Here is a 17,633-nt window from a genome sequence, read left to right as displayed (position 1 = left end):
CACCACGTGATCATTCCGGGGCCGTCGCCATGCCCGGAAGGCAGATCGCGACCGTCACGCTTCACGCATGACCGGCCACCCGACAGGCTCTGAGGGCTGACCTCGCCTGCGGCGGGGACTGTGACCATCAGGGCTCACCGAACGACCACGGCAAACGATGTACGGACCCGACGGCACGGGCGCCGGTGACGCCCAGGGTGCACGCAGCAGGCCCGCGACCGGGGGCGCGGGCCTGTCTCCGCGGAGTTGATGCGCAGTTGATGCGCAGAGTTGATTATTCCATCAGGAGGAGCGGAGCCCGTATCCCAGAGCGCGCCTCAGTGCGATGTGGGTCAGCCAGGCCATCCCGAAGGTGAAGGGCGCGGCGGTGTTGTCGGCGGGGCCGGGAACGGCGGAGCAGACCGCCATGACGGCCAACGGGATCCAGACCCGGAGCAGCGTGTGCTGAACGGCCGCCGAGTCCGGCGCGAGCCTGGCCAGGAAGGGGACGAGGGGCCCGATTACGGCGAACGGAATGGTGAAGCCCGTGTGCTTGGCCGCCTCGAACACCGTCCAGGCGAGCAGGAAGAGGCCGAACACACCCCAGGCGATGCGTGCGGTCCATGATGCCGGACTCGTTGCGGCACTGGCGGTCTCACGTGTCATGGTGACTTTCTCTCCCCCGTGTCGTGGGCTACAGGTGTCGGGACACTCGCCGTCAGCAGTATGCGGTGTGCCGCCGCTTGTGCAGCGCACCTATCCGCCGCCCAGGATCACCGGCTTGCAGGGATCCGGCGTGGGTGCCCGCGGCGGCAGCTTCCTCCTCGGCTCCGGCCAGGTCGAGTCCTCGGCCTTGCGGGCTTTCCGTCACGACACGTTGTGCTTGCGCTCGATCTCTCGCAGTGTCATGCCGCCGCGGTGGTCGCGCCGGATCGCGGCGCGCAGTTCGATCTTCGATGGCTGCGGCATGACCAGAGCCTTTCATCAGCAGCACCTCGATGCGGCCCAGACAAGTACCCCCTCGGGCTCGGGCCACGGCCGCCATGGTGTGGTTGTCGCCGTGGCATCGAGTACGCGCGACGTGGGCTGCGGCTGCGGCCGCGGAAATTCCGTGCAGCGCCTTGGTGGTCGACGAGACGGACCGCGTCGTTGCTGGGGCGATCCTCACCGACCGCGACGGCCTGCCTTGGATCGCGGACGTGTTCCGCCGCCCCGAAGCCCGCTACGCAGGCCTTGGCGCCGATCTGCTCCGCCAGGTGCTCAGCGTTGCTGCGGCCGACGGGCTGGCCGAGGTCTCGCTCGTCGTGAGCGATGCGAATCCAGCCCGCCGCGTTTACGAGAAGCTCGGTTTTGAGCTGACTGGCACATCACTGACTGTCGTGGTGCCGTAGGTCTCAAGACCCCGGCAGGCGGCCTGTCACCGAAAGGGACTGCCCTCAGCTGCGCAAGGTGGCGCGCAGGCGCAAGCCGACAGTTGCGAGACCTTCGAAGGTGGTGACCTGGTAGCCGGGTTCCGGTCCGGGCGGCTCGCTCACGTGGTAGCGGCGGGCGGTCTGCGCAGTCAGGAGCGTCAGCATCGCCATGGCCAGAGCGGCTCCCTCGCAGCCATGCGGCCCGGTACCGAAGGAGAGGAAGACCCCGGGTTTCGCCGGCGAGCCCGAATCATCGAGCCAGCGCTCGGGCCGGAACTGGTCCGGCTCGGAGTGTTCCCGTGCGTCGCGGTGGGCGGTGTAGGGGCAGACGAGAACGGTGGAGCCGGCGTCGATGGTGTAGTCGGCGAGCTGAGTCTGTCGCGGGGCGCGCCGGGTCAGTAGCCAGCTCGGGGGGTGCAGCCGGAGCACCTCGCGTACCAGTGCCTGGGTGTATTGCAGGCTGTCGAGGTGGGTGCTGGTCGTCGCGGCCGGGTCCGCGGGCAGCAAGGCGGCTTCGGCCGCGACGCGGCCCGCTGCCTGGGGGTACCGGGCCAGGTGGAGCAGAATCCATCCGGCTGCCCGGGAAGGTGTCTCGAAGGTGGCGACGGTGATTCCGGGGAGAGGGTCAAGGATGGCCTCTTCCGACAGTAGGCCATAGCGGGAGGAGGGCCGGAGCATCTGCCCCAGCACGTCGTCACCGAGCCGGCCCGATGAACGGCGCCGGCGGACGATGGGCCGCAAAGCGTTGGTGAAGGCGACTTGCTGCCGTGTGCGGAACCGCCGTGCCGGTGTGGGGACCCAGCGCGGCCATACCCAGCGCGAGGGGCGTACGAGCACCTCCCGGGCCAGGAAGAGCTGTGCGGCAAAGGGCAGCAGGGTGGGAGCATCTTCGGAGAAGAGGTAGCGCACGCCGATCTCTGCCAGGGCGTGCCGGACCGGGGGCAGAATCTCGACGTCCTGGCCCGTGGGCCACTGGTCAGCAAATTGAGCGGTCCTGGGCGCTATCTCACCGATCCGGGCTGCAACCGCCTGCGGGCGTAGTCCGCGCATGCGGGCGGCGTGCGCGTGGGCACGCTCCTCAGGCGTCGGTGCTCCGCTCGACCGCTTCAACGGCGGGAAGAGAGGCGAGGGTGGCTTGGGGAAGTCCTGCGCGCGGTGCAGGACTGCTTCACACGGCCCGGCCGTAGCGGCCACGTAGACACCCGGCTCCAGCTGCCAGACGTCCCCGCACTCGTCAGCGCCACGGCGCGCCATTGCTAGCCGGTCGCGGCTCCAGGCCGCGAAGCTGCCTTCGGGCAACCGCGGCGGCTCATCCATTCGGCCCATGAGATCGCCCCTGACTCTCGTACCTGTCCAGGCCGAAATCGTCGGCAACGTGGCCAGGAGCCGGCGGGCGCCCGGGGGCTCCCGCCGGCAGTGCGGTCAGACCCGGTCGTCGCCGCCTTACGCACCCCAGTCGTGTTCCCCGTACGCACCGTAGTGGCGGGTGAAGGACAGCTTGCCGAGCAGCTTGGCGATCATGATGCACTCCTCTCGCCTGCCTGAGCCCTCCCAGTCGAGGGTTCAGTAAAGAAGTTCCCCCCAAATGACACATATGCCATGTTTCCACACGTGTCACATATGTCACATTCAGGGCACCGGTCGCAGATCGGTCACCCCGCCTCGCCGGAGACCTGGTAGCGGTCGGCCCACCGCTTTGCCGTGGTGGGCGAGACCTGGAAGCGTTCGGCTTCACCCGACGCAGGGGCCGGCCGTCCTCGACCGCGCAGCAGGCCGGACGCCCGCCGGGGCGCCGAGGTGAGGCCAGGCCCGCGCCGGGAGGGCTCAGGCTCCGGGCTGCGCGGTGTGGGGTGCGGCGGCCTCCGCCGCTTCCTCGCCGAGTTCGAGCCCTTCCGACAGGTGGTCGACGGTGTCAGGTCCATCCTCTACTTCGGCGCACAGGCCGAGGCCGGGCTCGGCCGTGGCTGGACCATGATCGGCGTGGGCTTCGTGGTAGCGCTGCTGTTCGGCTTCGGCATGACCCGCTTCTACGACCGCAGGGGCCTGCACCGATCCCCGATCAAGGTGCTGGATCCCCAGCCCGCCCCGACTGTTTGACCGGCACGCGACCCCCGGGGTTCATCCGGAGGCCGCCCCACAAGCGGGGGCCCGTCCCGAGCGGAGGCGGCTCCTGGGGGTGCCGACCCGACGGGCCGTGGAGCGGGACGATGACCGACGCCTGTGTCTGCCGCTCACCGGTTGCGGGCGGGGCGATCGGTTCGCAGCGACCGGTAGCCGGGGTGCACGCCTGGGGTGAGTCCCTGCTGTTCGGCCAGGCGTCTGAGCAGTCCGGTCAGCTGCTGGTGCTCGTCGGGGGACAGTGCCTGGCACAGGTGTTGCTCGTGCGCTGCCGTCTTCATCACGGGCGGATCGCGCGGCATCGGCGCCCGAACCGCACGAGCCTTCGCAGCCCAGGGCGCCAAGGTCTGCGTCGTCGGACGGGACCCACAAGCCCTGGCCGCTGTCATCGCCGACATCACCGGCGAGGGCGGCACGGCGATCAGCACGGTCGCCGACGTCACTGACCCCGCCGCAGTGGGCGACGCGCGCCGACAAGCCGAGTCCCGGCTCGGCCCGGTCGACGTCCTCGCCGCCTTCGCCGGAGGACAGGGTTTCCCCGTCCCGTCCGTGGAACTGACCGAACAACGCTGGCGCGAGGTCATCGACTCCGACCTCACGTCGGTGTTCCTCACCATCCAGGCATTTCTGCCGGGCATGCTCGAACGCGGCAGCGGCTCGATCATCACCATGTCCTCGGCCGCCGGTCGCCAACCCAGCCAGGCCAATCTCGCCTACGGCGTCGCCAACGCCGGGGTGGTGATGCTCACTCGCCACCTGGCCACCGAGGTCGCACCGCGCGGGATCCGCGTCAACTGCATCGCGCCCTCGGCCATCCTCACCGAGACGACAGGGGCCCGCATGCCCGCCGCCGTGCAGGCCAAAGTCGCCGCAATGCACCCGCTGGGCCGTATGGGAACCCCGGACGACGTCGCCCACACCGCCTTGTTCCTCGCTTCCGAGGCCGCCTCCTGGCTCACCGGACTCACCATCGACGTCGCCGGCGGCCGCGTCACAAACTGAGGAGGACCGCCGGGGTGCCCACCGCACCGACAGCGCACTCTGCCCGCTGGCTGGCGATGTTCGACCAGGTCATGGCCCGGATCGCGGGCAGATTCAGGCGAGTTGATCCCCGGGCCGCGGCCCGGGGCTTACCTGCTCGGGCCGCTGTCGAGGGTCGAACGGAAGAACTGCCGGCAGCTGGCCGAACAGGCGGGCCATACGCGGCCTGGGCCGATGCAACGTCTGCCGCCGGCAGGATAAACCGGTGGCCTGACGGGGGAGCGTGATCGTCCCCGCGACCGACGCCCTGTCATCGGGGTTGAACGACGGTGGAGTCATGCCAATCAACCTTTCCCTGGGCGCCACAGAGCGTCCGGTCCAGGCCTGGGTGCTCCGCCTCGCCAAGTCCCTGCCGTTCGTCGTGCTGCCGCATTGCCTATGGCGCCTGCCCTTCGCCTTCGGCTTCACGATGGGGACCGTCCAGGATCCGGGGCCCGCCCCCTGGTGGGCCCCGGCTTACGTCATCGGACTCAGCCTGCTCACCGAGGCACTGGCCATGCTCTGCACCGGCCTGGTCAGCGGGTGGGGCGAGAAGGTCCCGGACTGGATCCCCCTGATCGGTGGCCGACGGGTCGCGTCGCTCGCCGCGATCATCCCGGCGACCTTGGGCGGCCTGGGCCTGGTCGCGCTGTGGAACCCCATGCCGCTCGCCTGGTTCGGTGTCCTGGGCTTCCAGGAGGTCGCCTTCAGCAACGGGTGGTGGATGGCCCTGGCGCGGGTGTGCATCGGTCCGGTGATGCTGTGGGGACCGATCGTGCTGGCTCTGACGTACGCCTACTACCGACGTCGCCGGACGGTCCAGGTGTATTGACCCGCAGGGTTGTTGGCGCGGGTGTTCGGGCCTTGGCGACTCTCTGCACGGCTTGTCGGCGTCTTCGGAGGCTCGCTCCGGTCCGAGCAGCCGAGCGCGTTGCCGGTGTCACGTACGCGCCGGGCCCATCAACTCCCAGCCCAGCGAGCCGTACACCATCGACACGGACCGCTACGGTGGCCGATGTGAGCAGCATCCGTTCGGCGGGACCCGTGGGCTTCAGGTAGCCCGCCAGGAAATCCCTGGCGGCCGCGACCGACGGAGCCCCATGTCACGCACCGCCCATCACCTTCCGCTTTCGCAGACGAAGAAGTCCCGCAGTGACCTGCGGGGAGCCCCATGGCACTCGGTGGTACTCCGGGACCTCCGCTACAGCGCCGGCTGTCTGGCCGCGGCGGCGCACGAGTCCCACCGGCCCCGGCCGCGCCGCGTCCTGCGTCGGGTGGACGTGTACTGCTTCCCCCGCCACCACCGCGACCGCGGGCTCGCGGTGGTCCGCCCTGGAGGAACGCCGGGCCCGACAACGCCTCCGCACGCAGGTGGGAATCATCCGGCGCCTGGTGAACACCCACACCAGCGAACTCGCGCTCGAAGCCGCGGACACGGTTGACGTACCACCGGCGAACCATCGACATGGCTCGGCTGGTTCGCCTGACCGGCACCGAGGGCGCAGCGTGAAGTCCCGTTCACGTGGTGGGAGATGGCGGCAGTGCGGTACGGTGACGACATCATCACGCTCTGTGTGTTCACGCGCACATAGAGCGGCCCCCGGCGGTGCTCGAACACCGGCCGAGGGCCTTCATCACCAGTGGACAGGACCCACCGGAAATGCTGCGTCATGTTATCGCGCCGTCTCGGCGCTTCACGAAGGCATCGCACGATGTCGTGCGCCATCCGCGTCTGAGCAGTGACGCGAAGATCCTGCTCCTGTACGTCCAGGGCCTTCCGGAAGAGACCCCCTGCAAGCCCCTGAGCGAACTCGCCCAGAAGCTGGGCATCAAGGGCCGCGCGTACCAGAAGGCGAAAGAACAGCTGGTCGCGCACGGGTACGTACACGAGTGGCGAAGCCAGGGCGATCGAGGCCGCTGGATCACCGAGCAACTGGTCGCGAACAACCCTCTGACGAGTGAGCAGGCAGGACACCTACGAGGGGCCGCCTCGCCCACCACCCTGCCACCGAGTACGCAGTTTCCGGCGGTCGGCGAACCGACCGCCCGGAGGGTCGGTGGCTATGAACCGGTAGAAGACCACAGTGATAAGACCACTCCCCACCCACCCTCCGAAGCCGGGCCAGCGACGGAACCGGATCCCGAACCGACGGCGGGGTCGGCTGATTCCCTCCAACTGGCCCGCGCGGAACGGGTTCTGCTCTCGCTGCGCCACACCCGTCGCGAACTGCACCTGGGAATGCGCGAGGCCCGCGCACTGGCCGTGGAGGCGGTCAAGTGGCTGGAGCGCGGGCTGAGCGAGTCCGACCTGCGACAGGCCCTGCTGGCCGAACGCCCGGAAGGCGGCGTGCGCTCGGCAGTCGGCTTCCTGCGCTACCGCCTCGTCCAGAAGCTCCCCGCGGACCCGGCCCCGCTCCCGCTGCCTCAACTCCCTTCGGCCGCTGCCATGGTCGTCTGCTCCTCGCCCGGTGAGGAACACGTCTTCCGCCCCCTGGGAGACGAGACGGAATGCGCCCCGTGCCGCCGGTCCACCGCGTACGCGGCCTTCTACGGCGCCCCCGCGCCTGATCCCGAGCGCATCCCGTGGCGGGAACGGTTCGCGAAGATCAACAGGACTTCGGCGGCTCTGCCGGGTGAGGGCTGACCTCGCACACGGCGGGGACTGCGACCAGCAGGGCTCACCGAACGACCACGGCAAACGATGTACGGACGCGCCGGAAGCTCCTGTGCCCACTGCGACCGGTGTGGCTCATGCACTCCACGTCGACACTCGCGGAGTCTGTCGAGGGTTCCGCGGCCCAGTCACACCAGAGACATTCGGCCTCGTAAGTGATGTCCGTGTCGGGGTGCTCGGTGATGCGGTGGAGCACGTAGCGGTACGCAGCTCGCGCACGGGCGGCCGTCACGTGTGCTCCCCGTGGTGTCGCCGCAGCTCAACATTGCAGTCGGCGACCGTCGACCAGTTGCCCACACCGGCAGCTTCCTCGCGTTCCCTTGCAAGTGCACCGCATACATCGCATCCGGTGACGGGTTCGGGCGGCACGGGAGGGTCCACCACATGCACCGGCGCACCCATCGTTGTCCTGGGGTTGCTCATGAAGGGAACGCTAGGGAGGACCAGTTGGAGAGGCGAGACGATATTCTCGAATATTCTCCCGTCGGCCTCAGCCATGCATCGACATTCCCGGACGACGGCGGAGATCCTGTGACCCGGAGAGCATCCATGCGAGAGGCAGGTCGACATGGCACGCAGACTGCGGTTCAACGGCACAGGCAGCGGCGGCACCGGATGCCCGTCACTCCATGAAGATCTCGACAGCCGGGAAGTCATCGTTCATGGACCACCGCTCAGCGCCCCCGAGGACCTGGCGCAGCTGCAGCATCTGTCCGAAGGAGAGGTGGCCGTCGTCGTGCCGCGCGAGCTCCTGGTCGATTACGCACCGAGGGACGCCACCCGCGCAGCGAGGATCATCGACCTGGACGAGTTCGAGAACCTGTTCAGGACGTTCAAGCACACGGCATGGCGCCTGGAGACCCGGCGACGCTATGCGAGCGACGAAACGACACACACCTACCGGCAGTTCATGGAGAGCGGCAGCGCCCAGTGGGACTTCGACGACCCGTACTGCGCCATGATCCGGGCACAGACGGAGCAGGGGAAGCGGGTCGAACGCGTCCGCATCGCCGACGACCCGCCGACCCCCGGTCAGCTCTACCTGCTCGACAATGCGAAGCGAAACACCGCCCTCGGCGAGGACATCAGAAATCTGCGGAGGGCCGAAGCGGTACGGCTCGGACTGCCGGAAGAGGATTTCTGGATCTTCGACTCGCGACTCGTCGCGCGGCTGAACTTCGACTCCGACGATCGACTCGTGGACGCCGAACTCATCACGGAGCTGGCAGAAGTGGTGCGCTGCTCGCTGGTACGTGATGCGGCGTGGCATCACGCAGTACCGCACGAGGTGTTCACGGCCGAAATCAACGAGCTCGACTGAAAGCATGTGCTGAACCGGTGAGTACGGACTATCAACAGGCACGGGCAGCCCTGGGTGCGAGGCTCCGGGAGCTCCGCGCTTCGTGCCCTGGGGGCCCGCTCACCGGCTCGGAATTGGCCGCACGTCTTGGCTGGACGCAGTCCAAGATCAGCAAGCTGGAGAACGGCCGCCAGACCGCAACCCCCGAAGACCTGAGGTTGTGGGCGGTCGCAACCGGTCACCCCGATACGTACGACGAACTGCACGCCCGCCTGCAGGGATTCGAGTCGCATGTACGTTCATGGCGAAGGCAGCTCGCGTCCGGCCACCGCCCGGTACAGGACACCTGGAACGAGCTGGTCGCCGGTGCCTCGACCATTCACGAGTGGGAGCCGACCATGGTGTCGGGCATGCTCCAGACGGCCGACTACGCGCGCCATGTCTTCGTCAGATACGCGGAGCTCCAGAACTCGGTCCGTGACACGGAAGAAGCCGTCCGCTCCCGAATGAAACGGCAGGAGTGGCTGTACCGGCCGGGCAAGAGGCTTCACGTCCTGATGTGGGAGGCGGCGCTGCGCACCTTGATCTGCCCTCCGCAGGTACTGACCGCGCAACTGGACCGCCTGGCCGGCGTCATCGGCATGGACACCGTCACCCTCGGAATCGTCCCCCTCCACGTCACAGTGAGGGTCCCTCCCGCTAATGGGTTCTGGAGCTTCGACGGCCGGCTCGTGATCACTGAGGACTGGCACGCCGAGCTGTGGCTCGACGACGCGGAAACCATCGCCACGTACCAGCGGGTGTGGCAGGGCCTGAGCGAATCCGCCGTGTTCGGAGCCGAGGCGCAATACGTGATCGCCCAGGCGCGCCGGAGCCTCGACGTTCGCTGACTGCGGCCGACATGCAGTCGCGTGCCATCGGGTTTCACTTCAACCGAATCATCCTGGCGGCGGGCACTGCGGACGATGACGGCCCGGAACTGTCCGCAGCCGACCGCTCCTTCTCCAGGCTCCAGAGCCCAGACATCAGGCCGGTGGATCGATGATCAGCGAACGTCTGAGTTCGGATGGGCCGCGTCCCAGCTCTCGGGGGAAGCGGTCTGCAGGGACGTGACGAACGGCGCCCAGGCAGCACGGCTGAACGTCAGCCTTGGCCCATCGGGGGCCTTCGAATCACGCACGGCTGTCAACTCAGCTAGATGGGCAGCCTCAACGCACTCGGTTGTGTTGCCCCCGCTGTAGGAGGACTTGAACCACGTAAGAGCCAGGACGGACCGAGTAGACGAAGCCATCAAATCTCCTTGCGGACACGCGCGATCACTGCCGATGATGCGGCCATGTCCAAGGCTTGTGCTCGCAGGTAGTCGAACGCAAGTCGGTATCGGCTCAGTTCTTCGTCCTTCTCCATGAAGAGCGATCCGACATGCAGGTCGACGTAGACGACGTCGAGGGACGGTTCGACGCCGCCCAGGATCACGAAGCTGCCCAAGGCCGCCGTGTGGGCCCCATTGGAGAACGGAAGGACCTGAAGGGTGATGTCCCGTGATTCATTGGCATCCAAGAGACGGCCGAGTTGCTCGCGCATGACTTCGCGTGACCCGACCACGCGCCGGATCACGGACTCATCGAGGATTGCCCAGAGGTGCGGGGGCTTGGGGCGGGCCAGGATCTCCTGTCGCTTCATGCGGATGTCGACGAGTCGCGCGATCTCCTCGGGGGCGAGGCGCATCTCGTTCGCCTGCTGGATGGCGGTGTTGTAGCTGCGGGTCTGAAGCAGGCCGGGTACGTATACGCAGGAGAAGTGGTCTTCCCGTAGAGCCTCGTCCTCAAGTGTCAGCAGCAAGCTCATATCGGCGGGGATGGAATCGGTGAACGGTGCCCACCAGCCCTGTTGCTTGGCGTCCTTTGCGAGGGCGACCACTGCATTGCGTTCCGCGGCTGTCGCGTCGTACTGCTGACAAAGAGCGTCCACGATGGGCCACTTCACCGGCCCTTCCTGAGTCTCGTAGCGGCTGACGGTGGCCTTGGACACGCCGACCAGCCGGCCGGCTTCCTCCAGTGTCATGCCTTTGGCCGCACGGAGCTTCCGCATCATCGCGCCGAGCTGGCGGCGGCGGGTCGTGGTCCTCGCTGTCACGCGGAGCTGCCTTTCGTTCCGTACGGGCCGTTGCCCCCATGCAACAGGGCGATGCGAACCGTCAGTTGATGAACCAGCAGATTCACCCGTGAGATTCGCATGAGAAGTTACATAGAGAGACTTCTCGCTGCCATACTCGCAGCAAGCAGCTACGCAGCGCAGCCGTACGAACACGGTAGGCGTAGCGCTGACGTGGCCGGAAGGAGACGTGTATGTCCGTATGTGGCGACAGCGGAACCCAAATCCGCAGCGTGCTGCCCTTTGAGGCCGTGCCCACCGCATTACGTGGACTGCGGAGGAATGTCAGAAGCCAGCTTGCGGCGTGGGGGATGCCGGCATTCGCGGACGAGGCTGAACTCGTGGTCAGCGAGCTGGCCTCCAATGTGATCAAGCACGTGGGGGAGGGTGTGTCCGCCACGCTCGTACTGGAGCCGACGGCGGACCGCCTGCGGATCGAGCTGCACGACAAGAGCTATCAGGTGCCGGCGCTTAGCCCGATGTGCTGCGATGAGGAATGCGGCCGGGGCCTACACCTGCTTGCCGGTGTCGCGGTCGCCTGGGGGACGGTGCTGACATCAACAGGTAAGGCTGTCTGGTGCGAGTTGCGGGCGGACCCCGAAGGGCAATGCCGGAGGGTGCGGCGAGCTGAGCTGGCCCTGACCCAGTACCGCCGTGAGGTTGGCGCCGCCGACTTGGTGCAAAACCGCTCGGCTCGGATGCTTCAGGAGTCCGCCACGGACCTTATCGCTGACCTGTTGCACTGGGTTGCCGCGCATGGGGGAGACCCTGACGATCTGCTCGACCGCGCGCAGATGCACTACGAGGCGGAAGCGGAGGTACTCGCCGAGGCCGCCTGATCGTGACCTCAGGGTGCAAGGGTCAGTCAGAAGCCCGGATCGCGGCGGCGAGCAGGACCCCGACGTCCTCGTGCCGGCCGGCGTGGTTGAAGGCCGCCGTGATGTTCATGACGGCCCGTTTGTCCGTACGCTCTCCCGCGCTGATCAGTATGGCATCGGCGGCGTTCTGCAGACCAGCTGCACGGCATGAGGTCACGGCCTTGAAGATGTCGTCCGCGGAGTAGGACGTTCCCGCCCGCCAGAGCAGGAGGTCTGCGTCGCGGCTCCGGCCGTCGGCGAGGTAGCGAGCCACGACTTCGGTCTCCGTCCATGTGAGCTCGGCGGCTTCTGAAGGGTGCCGGTCCCCCTCCGCTCGGGGGACCGGCACCCTCATTTGCGTCTGCGGCAACGAAAGTTTACGCCGACGGGCCTGACGGCCAAGGCGCAGCGCCCGCCGCCGCACCGGCGAGATCCGAACAGTGCCGGAAGCCGGCCGCTCCGCTTCGTCGTCGTGAGCAGGCGGGTATCCGACACTGCAGCACTCGCAGTGCTTCTTCTGGGCATGGATACGGAGTTCCAGCAATGCGGCAAGGGTGTGCGGCAGGGGTTCGCCTCCTGCGGCGTCTTTCTCTATGACCTCGTAGAACCCCTGCAGGAGGGCCTCCTCGGGGATGCGGCCGCCGTTGAGATGGTTCGAGAGGGTCGTCGCCGCCTGGTGGGCATCTCGGGCGATCTCTGCCTGGGTCCGGGGGCTGCACTCCCGGACTTCGCGCATTGCCGTCACCAGGGCCCGGTGGGCCGCCGTGATGCCACTCGGCAGTTCTTTCCACTTATGCGACTTGGGCGTCACGCACGACTTCCGTTCCTCTGATGTGCGGTGATGGGGACTCAATTCTCGCGGATGCAGTGGTTTTTCGGCATGTGAGGATGTTTTCCATCCCCCCTCGAAACCTCGCAGAGCCTGGCGTTGTGGGTCGCGGTACGAGAAGACTGGCGATGCTCTCAAGGGGTGCCAGCCGGGTTCCTTCTGGCTCTTGCCGAGCTGCCGTGCACCTGACATAAGGGGAAGATGGAATGACTCTGCCGTCGTGGCGGGACGAGAAGTTCGGAACCATGAAGCGCGCCGCGCTGTGGCTGGTGACGGTCGTAGGGGAGGGCAACGTCTTCACCAAGGAAGACGTCAAGAACGCCTTTCCCGGGATCAGCCAGGCCGACCGTCGGGTGCGTGACCTGCGTGACTACGGCTGGCAGATCGACACGCACAGGGAAGACGCACTGCTGGGCCAGCACGAGCAGCGGTTCGTTGCGCAGGGGCAGCCGGTCTGGGAGCCGGGCAAGGCCACCAAGGACAGTTCGTCCATTACGGACACCCAGCGGCGGAAGATTCTGGCCAGTGACGGGAACCGCTGCCGCTCGTGCGGGATCACGGCAGGACAGGTCTACGCCGGCACGTTCGAGTCGGCCCAGATCGACATCGCCCGCCGGAAGGTGAAGCAGCCCGACGGCAGCACGCCGGTGCAGTTCGTCGCGGAGTGCAACCGCTGTCGCGTGGGCGGTCGGGGGCTGGAGGCAGACCTGGACGCTGTGATCGCGGGCATTGAGAAGCTCGGCACGCTGCAGCGTCAGATGCTGGCGGAGTGGGTTGCCGCGGACGAGCGGGAGTTCGGTGTCGTGGAGCGGCTCTGGGCAGACTTCCGTACGCTGCCGGCTGAGTCCAGGGACAAGGTCCGCGCGGCCCTTGGGCTGCCCTCCGCCTGAGCGGGATCCACGGACCATGGTGGGGCCGCCAGTGGTGTCGGCCCCACCATGTTTCGGAAATTACATCTTTCGCAAATCAGAGGAGAACGCACTGTGAGTAGGGACGTCGGGGACTTCGGCCGGCCGCCGCTCGCCGCTGAGAATGCCGATCTCGTAGAGCGGCGCCTCAAGGAGGCCGCCGCCGGAACGGGGCTCCAGGAGACGCTGACGATTGAGTGGCGTACGAAGCCGCAAGTCGTACAGGTCATCGACATGCCGCTCGGGTCCCTCTACTACAACCCTGGCACCCACAGGATCCGGGCTCAGCGCAGTTTCGATCCACAGCGGGACCGTCGGCTGGACGAGGACCCGTGGAGCGACGAAAGCCAGAGCTACCTCCAGCATCTGCTTCAAGCTAAACCGTCCGACCCGTCAAAGAGGGATCAGGACTTCGATGAGCTGAAGCAGAGCCTCCAGGACTTCCGGCAGAACGAACCGGGGCTCATCACGCCGGACGGCATCCTGGTCAACGGCAATACCCGGGCGGCAGCGCTGCGCGAGCTTGGCGTCGCCTATATCCGAGTTGGTGTGCTGCCGGACTCCTGCACCTGGGCGGACATCAACAGGGTAGAGCTGTCCCTGCAGCTTCGTCCCGACACCCGCCGTGAATACTCGTATATCAACCGGCTGCTCACGATTGACGAGCAAGTCGGGGCGGGCCGGCCTCTGAAGGAGGTTGCGCGGGAGTTCCGTATCCGGGAGTCGACGGCCGAGCAGGACCTCTGGGTGCTCACCTGCCTCCGTGATCTGAGGGATAGGTCCACGACCGGAGACGCACAGCTCCGGCTGCTGGACTTCGAGGATGCTCAGGAGAAGCTTCGCGAGGTGCACCGCGCCTATGCCAAGGAATCCAAGGCTGATCCGAGGAAGGCCGAGCTTCTCAAGGAGAACCGCCTGGCTGCCATCGTGATGGAATTCTCCAAGACCGATGTCCGCCTCATCGAAGCCGATTTCCGGACGCGCTACCTGGAGCACCGGCTGCCGGACGAACTGAAGACCGCCCCCGCGGCGGCTCCCGAGCGCGTGATTCCCGGAATTGGCCGGGCGGTAAAGGCTGAGGTGCCACAGGTGGCCGCGGCGCGCGCCTTCACGGATTCGGTTCTCCGGGCCAAGGCTGTCATCCGCGCCAGGGACAAGGTCTCTTTGGCTGAGTCCGAGAAGGCCGCCTCAGTGTTTGAGGTTGCACATAAGGCGGTAGAGGACGCCCTGGAACCCGCAGGCAAGGACGCTCGGGTGCGCAAGCGGAAGCAGGCCGCGCCAGACCGTCTCTACGATGCCTGCCAGGATATTGAGCAGTGCATCACGGACATGGTGCTGGCCCGGGGATCCCGAAGCCTAGATGAGGAGGCCCTTGACGAGGCGGTTCTCAAGCTGAGGGCATCCCTTGGGAAGCTGGCCCTGGCCGCCGCCCAGTCCATTGAGGTACCTGGTGATGGTGTTGCGTGGCTGCTCGAGGCGGTACGCCAGGAGGCATCGTGACGGTGGCGGAAGAACCGTCCCTGCATATCGGGTTCGACGTAACGCGGACCAAAGCTGTACTAAGAGCTAGTGAGCCGCACCGCAGTGATCTGACCCGGCTAGCAGCACGCTTCCCTGGAGGCGGTCTGCGCGGACGGCTGGCCTTGGAGCTCTCTCTCGACGATTTCCTTGTGAGCATCGACGTTCTCGCCGACTGGCCTCATCCAGAGTCGGTTGTGTGGGCGGAAGAGCTCGGCGCGCTGGTTGGGGGAGTTCTCGACGATGCCGACCGGGCTGAACAGCAGCTGCAGGCGCCGACTCCGGCAGCGATATGGGACGACAGCGCTGTGGAAGCGGCGCTGGGATCCGCATGGTGCGCCGACCTCACGGAATTCCAGCGGCGTGATATCGCGCAGTTGTTGTCGTTGCAGCACGGTGCCAACTTCAGCGTTCCCGGAGCGGGGAAAACTCGTGTAGGGCTCGCGGTGTACGCAGCTATGCGTGAGCGCAGCGAGGTGCGCCGGCTGCTGGTGGTCAGCCCGAAGTCAGCGTACGAATCCTGGCTGTCGGAAAGTGACTTCTGCTTCAAGGAGCCGCCGCTCACCACCGTGATGGAGAAGAGCCCGGACCCGAGAGCAGAGATCCTGATCGTGAACTATGAGCGTCTCGACAAGTCGCTCGCAGCGCTGGCCTCTTGGCTGCGTGGCGCACCCTCGATGGTCATCCTTGACGAAGCTCATCGTATGAAGCTGGGGGCACAGGGAACATACGGCAGTGCCTGCATGGCGCTTGGGCCGCTCAGCCGCCGACGCCTCATTCTGACCGGAACACCGGCTCCGAACGGGGCGCGGGACCTGGAGAACCTGCTGTCTTTCGTCTGGCCGGGCCATGGACGGCGGGTCGTGACGCAGGCCGTCGCGGGAGGTGACCTCGCGCACGCCAGCTCGGTACTCCGCCCGCTCTTCACCCGAACGACAAAGAACGAGCTGGGACTGCCCCCGTTCGAGACGCGGATCAGGCGGTTGCAGATGCCGGATCTGCACCGCGAGGTATACGACGCGCTGGTTGGCCGCTTCACCACTAGGGCTGAGGCATCTCGCGCTGACTTTGATGCCCTTGGTAAGGCGATGCTGCGCCTGCTCATGGCAGCTACCAGTCCGGCATTGCTTGTTGAGGGCGAAAGCCGCTATGAACCACTGACGTACCAGGTGCCGCCGCTCGAAGTCCCCGAAGATGAGTCGCTGTATTCCCTGATGCGGAACCTTCCGAGGCATGAGCTCTCTCCGAAGTACAAGGAAGCACTCAACATCGTTGCAACCAACGCCGCGATGGGCCGGAAAACCCTGGTCTGGACGACGTTCGTGCGCAGCATCACCACAATGGAGAGTCTGTTCGCGGCGTACCGGCCCGCTGTAGTGCACGGTGGGACCCCTGATCGTGAAGAGCAGATCAGACGTTTCCGCGAGGATCCCGACTGCCACGTTCTGCTGTCCAACCCGGCCACTCTCGGCGAAGGCATCAGCTTGCACCACGTCTGCCATGACGCCGTCTACGTGGACCGGGACTTCATGGCGGGACGTTTTCTCCAGAGCCTGGACCGGATCCACCGGCTCGGTCTTGCACCTGGCACGGAGACGCGCGTCACCGTGCTTGCGGTTGAAGGCACCATTGATGAGGTAGTGGCCATGAGGCTCGAAGAGAAGCTCGAATTCATGGGGCGGATCCTGGATGACCCCTCTGTTCAGCAGTTGGCCGATCTTGAGGACGAGCCATCGGGAGCCGCAGGTATGGATATGGCTGATGTCCGCGCGTTGCTGAGGCACGTCGATGCCGTCGCTGCCCAGTGAAGCCACGCGCCGTGCCGCGCTCCGCTGGCTGTCACAGTTGCGCGTAACCGGTGTGCCGCGTGCGCAGGTGTTGTTCACTCACCACCCACGATATGCGGACCTCACGCCGGTCCAATACGCCGAAGGTCTGGCCTGGCTTAGGCGGACTGGCATGGTGACGGCGACGAACCAACCTGTCGTAGAGGTCAGCAATAGTGAGCTGAGCGACCTGGGGATTGCCTCCTCAGTTCCTCAGGCCCACTGGAGCCGTTCCGCCGAGGAAGCCAGGAGGGCTATCGGAGCGGCCGGCGAGCATGCGCTCCTCCGGTTGCTGCGCCGGGGTGGTGTGCCGCAAGTTCGGCATGTGGCGGCAGAGTCGGACGCCTATGGCTACGACATAGAGGCCGCGCGGTCTCTCGCGGAACGTGCGCATCTGGAAGTCAAGTCCACGACCGATCCCACCCGCCTGGTCGTTCACCTGACGCGGCACGAGTACGAGGTGATGGTGACTGACCTCGAATGGTCTCTGGTCGCCGTCCTTGTGGGCGTGGACGGCAATGCGGTGAATGTAGCCACCGTAAGCCGTCGGTGGCTTCGCTCGGCTGTCCCTGAGGACAGGGCCAAAGAAGGGAGTTGGGAGTCGGCCCGGTTTGAGGTTCCGCCTTACGCCATTACGCCAGGACTCGTCACGGGAGCATGGCGGCTGCTGCCAGACGCGCTCCTCCCGAGCAGGCCCGTGTGGGGACTCCAGTCATCGGCGCTGCTTCCCGTATGAGTCAGCGCGGTGGCGATACTGCGGCCAACAGCTTCGGCGACCGGGGGCGGGAACGCATTTCCTACCTGCCGATAGGCCGCGGTTTTGCGTCCGGTGATGGCCCAGTCCGGAGGAAAACCCTGAAGCAGTGCCATCTGGGCCACCGTGAGCCTCACAGGGAGAGGCGTGCCCGGAAGGGGCGGGTCGTCGGCGACGCTGGAACCGTTGACCTCATGTATTCAGCCGGGAATGCGTTCTGATGCCCCGACAGCGGAAGGGTGCCTCTCACCTGCGATGATCTGGACTGTCTAGATCAAGAACAG

19 protein-coding genes and 2 pseudogenes are annotated in these 17,633 nt (G+C 66.6%); 12 read left to right on the top strand and 9 right to left on the bottom strand.

Annotated elements, in window-relative coordinates:
* Positions 1-282 precede the first annotated feature (282 nt).
* Positions 283-645 carry a hypothetical protein gene (locus ACGFSA_RS33045; RefSeq protein WP_393309714.1) on the bottom strand — a complete coding sequence of 121 codons (363 nt, stop codon included), beginning with the start codon at positions 643-645 and terminating at the stop codon, positions 283-285.
* Positions 646-977: 332 nt separating this feature from the next.
* Here ACGFSA_RS33045 and ACGFSA_RS33040 point away from each other — a divergent pair, with 332 nt between their 5' ends.
* A complete protein-coding gene (locus tag ACGFSA_RS33040) occupies positions 978-1,370 on the top strand; it encodes a GNAT family N-acetyltransferase (RefSeq protein WP_393309713.1) in 393 nt (130 codons plus the stop codon).
* 45 nt (positions 1,371-1,415) lie between these two features.
* On the opposite strand, the gene ACGFSA_RS33035 is transcribed toward ACGFSA_RS33040, so the two are convergent.
* Together ACGFSA_RS33035 and ACGFSA_RS33030 are read right to left on the bottom strand one after the other, a co-directional pair.
* A complete protein-coding gene (locus ACGFSA_RS33035; protein ID WP_393309712.1) occupies positions 1,416-2,708 on the bottom strand; it encodes a cytochrome P450 in 1,293 nt (430 codons plus the stop codon).
* A gap of 362 nt (positions 2,709-3,070) precedes the next feature.
* Positions 3,071-3,198, bottom strand: a pseudogene (locus tag ACGFSA_RS33030) (IS481 family transposase); the annotation flags it as partial.
* Between the two features lie 38 nt (positions 3,199-3,236).
* Between ACGFSA_RS33030 and ACGFSA_RS33025 the strand changes: the two are divergent.
* The gene (locus tag ACGFSA_RS33025; protein ID WP_393309711.1) at positions 3,237-3,488 is read left to right on the top strand and encodes a hypothetical protein; all 252 of its coding nucleotides are present in this window, start codon (positions 3,237-3,239) and stop codon (positions 3,486-3,488) included.
* 134 nt (positions 3,489-3,622) lie between these two features.
* Here the strand turns inward: ACGFSA_RS33025 and ACGFSA_RS33020 are convergent, their stop codons facing one another.
* On the bottom strand, positions 3,623-3,793 hold the full coding sequence (locus tag ACGFSA_RS33020; RefSeq protein ID WP_393309716.1) for a hypothetical protein: 171 nt from the start codon (positions 3,791-3,793) through the stop codon (positions 3,623-3,625).
* Between ACGFSA_RS33020 and ACGFSA_RS33015 the strand changes: the two genes are divergently transcribed.
* From ACGFSA_RS33015 to ACGFSA_RS33005, 3 genes are all read left to right on the top strand, one after another.
* Complete coding sequence (locus tag ACGFSA_RS33015; RefSeq protein WP_393309715.1) at positions 3,711-4,511, top strand: SDR family NAD(P)-dependent oxidoreductase; 801 nt, start codon at positions 3,711-3,713, stop codon at positions 4,509-4,511. The genes ACGFSA_RS33020 and ACGFSA_RS33015 overlap by 83 nt on opposite strands.
* A gap of 316 nt (positions 4,512-4,827) precedes the next feature.
* Positions 4,828-5,361, top strand: a complete 534-nt coding sequence (locus tag ACGFSA_RS33010; protein ID WP_393309710.1) for a hypothetical protein — start codon at positions 4,828-4,830, stop codon at positions 5,359-5,361.
* Between the two features lie 828 nt (positions 5,362-6,189).
* Entirely contained in the window at positions 6,190-7,173 is a 984-nt protein-coding gene (locus ACGFSA_RS33005) for a hypothetical protein (protein ID WP_393309709.1), read from the top strand.
* A gap of 258 nt (positions 7,174-7,431) precedes the next feature.
* On the opposite strand, the gene ACGFSA_RS33000 is transcribed toward ACGFSA_RS33005, so the two are convergent.
* Positions 7,432-7,701, bottom strand: coding sequence for a hypothetical protein (locus ACGFSA_RS33000; RefSeq protein WP_393309708.1), 270 nt, complete (start codon positions 7,699-7,701; stop codon positions 7,432-7,434).
* A 70-nt stretch (positions 7,702-7,771) separates the two neighbouring features.
* On the opposite strand from ACGFSA_RS33000, the gene ACGFSA_RS32995 reads away from it, so the two are divergent.
* Both ACGFSA_RS32995 and ACGFSA_RS32990 read left to right on the top strand, forming a co-directional pair.
* On the top strand, positions 7,772-8,524 hold the full coding sequence (locus ACGFSA_RS32995; RefSeq protein WP_393309707.1) for a DUF6879 family protein: 753 nt from the start codon (positions 7,772-7,774) through the stop codon (positions 8,522-8,524).
* A gap of 17 nt (positions 8,525-8,541) precedes the next feature.
* Positions 8,542-9,393, top strand: coding sequence for a helix-turn-helix domain-containing protein (locus ACGFSA_RS32990; protein ID WP_393309706.1), 852 nt, complete (start codon positions 8,542-8,544; stop codon positions 9,391-9,393).
* A 155-nt stretch (positions 9,394-9,548) separates the two neighbouring features.
* On the opposite strand, the gene ACGFSA_RS32985 is transcribed toward ACGFSA_RS32990, so the two are convergent.
* Positions 9,549-9,794, bottom strand: a complete 246-nt coding sequence (locus ACGFSA_RS32985) for a DUF397 domain-containing protein (protein WP_393309705.1) — start codon at positions 9,792-9,794, stop codon at positions 9,549-9,551.
* Entirely contained in the window at positions 9,794-10,639 is an 846-nt protein-coding gene (locus tag ACGFSA_RS32980; protein ID WP_393309704.1) for a helix-turn-helix domain-containing protein, read from the bottom strand. Before ACGFSA_RS32980 ends, ACGFSA_RS32985 begins: the two co-directional genes overlap by 1 nt.
* Positions 10,640-10,851: 212 nt before the next feature.
* On the opposite strand from ACGFSA_RS32980, the gene ACGFSA_RS32975 reads away from it, so the two are divergent.
* A complete protein-coding gene (locus tag ACGFSA_RS32975; RefSeq protein WP_393309703.1) occupies positions 10,852-11,496 on the top strand; it encodes an ATP-binding protein in 645 nt (214 codons plus the stop codon).
* Positions 11,497-11,518: 22 nt separating this feature from the next.
* Here ACGFSA_RS32975 and ACGFSA_RS32970 read toward each other — a convergent pair whose 3' ends face one another.
* A complete protein-coding gene (locus tag ACGFSA_RS32970) occupies positions 11,519-12,535 on the bottom strand; it encodes a hypothetical protein (RefSeq protein WP_393309702.1) in 1,017 nt (338 codons plus the stop codon).
* A gap of 14 nt (positions 12,536-12,549) precedes the next feature.
* Here ACGFSA_RS32970 and ACGFSA_RS32965 point away from each other — a divergent pair, with 14 nt between their 5' ends.
* The 4 genes from ACGFSA_RS32965 (at position 12,550) to ACGFSA_RS32950 (ending at position 17,331) form a co-directional block, all read left to right on the top strand.
* Complete coding sequence (locus ACGFSA_RS32965; RefSeq protein WP_393309701.1) at positions 12,550-13,233, top strand: hypothetical protein; 684 nt, start codon at positions 12,550-12,552, stop codon at positions 13,231-13,233.
* Positions 13,234-13,326: 93 nt separating this feature from the next.
* Positions 13,327-14,751: a transcriptional regulator gene (locus ACGFSA_RS32960; RefSeq protein WP_393309700.1), complete on the top strand. Its 1,425-nt coding sequence runs from the start codon at positions 13,327-13,329 to the stop codon at positions 14,749-14,751.
* Positions 14,748-16,577, top strand: a complete 1,830-nt coding sequence (locus ACGFSA_RS32955) for a DEAD/DEAH box helicase (RefSeq protein ID WP_393309699.1) — start codon at positions 14,748-14,750, stop codon at positions 16,575-16,577. Before ACGFSA_RS32960 ends, ACGFSA_RS32955 begins: the two co-directional genes overlap by 4 nt.
* Positions 16,578-16,728: 151 nt before the next feature.
* Entirely contained in the window at positions 16,729-17,331 is a 603-nt protein-coding gene (locus ACGFSA_RS32950) for a protein NO VEIN domain-containing protein (RefSeq protein ID WP_393309698.1), read from the top strand.
* On the opposite strand, the pseudogene ACGFSA_RS32945 reads toward ACGFSA_RS32950, so the two are convergent.
* Positions 17,220-17,480: pseudogene (locus tag ACGFSA_RS32945) on the bottom strand (DNA cytosine methyltransferase); the annotation flags it as partial. The gene ACGFSA_RS32950 and the pseudogene ACGFSA_RS32945 overlap by 112 nt on opposite strands.
* Positions 17,481-17,633: the final 153 nt, after the last annotated feature.

Origin of the sequence: Streptomyces sp. NPDC048496, assembly GCF_043200055.1 — a bacterium.
In the GTDB taxonomy this organism is placed as follows: Bacteria; Actinomycetota; Actinomycetes; order Streptomycetales; family Streptomycetaceae; genus Streptomyces.
Note: the sequence above shows the minus strand (reverse complement) of the source record. Positions and strands in the feature narration are given on the sequence as shown.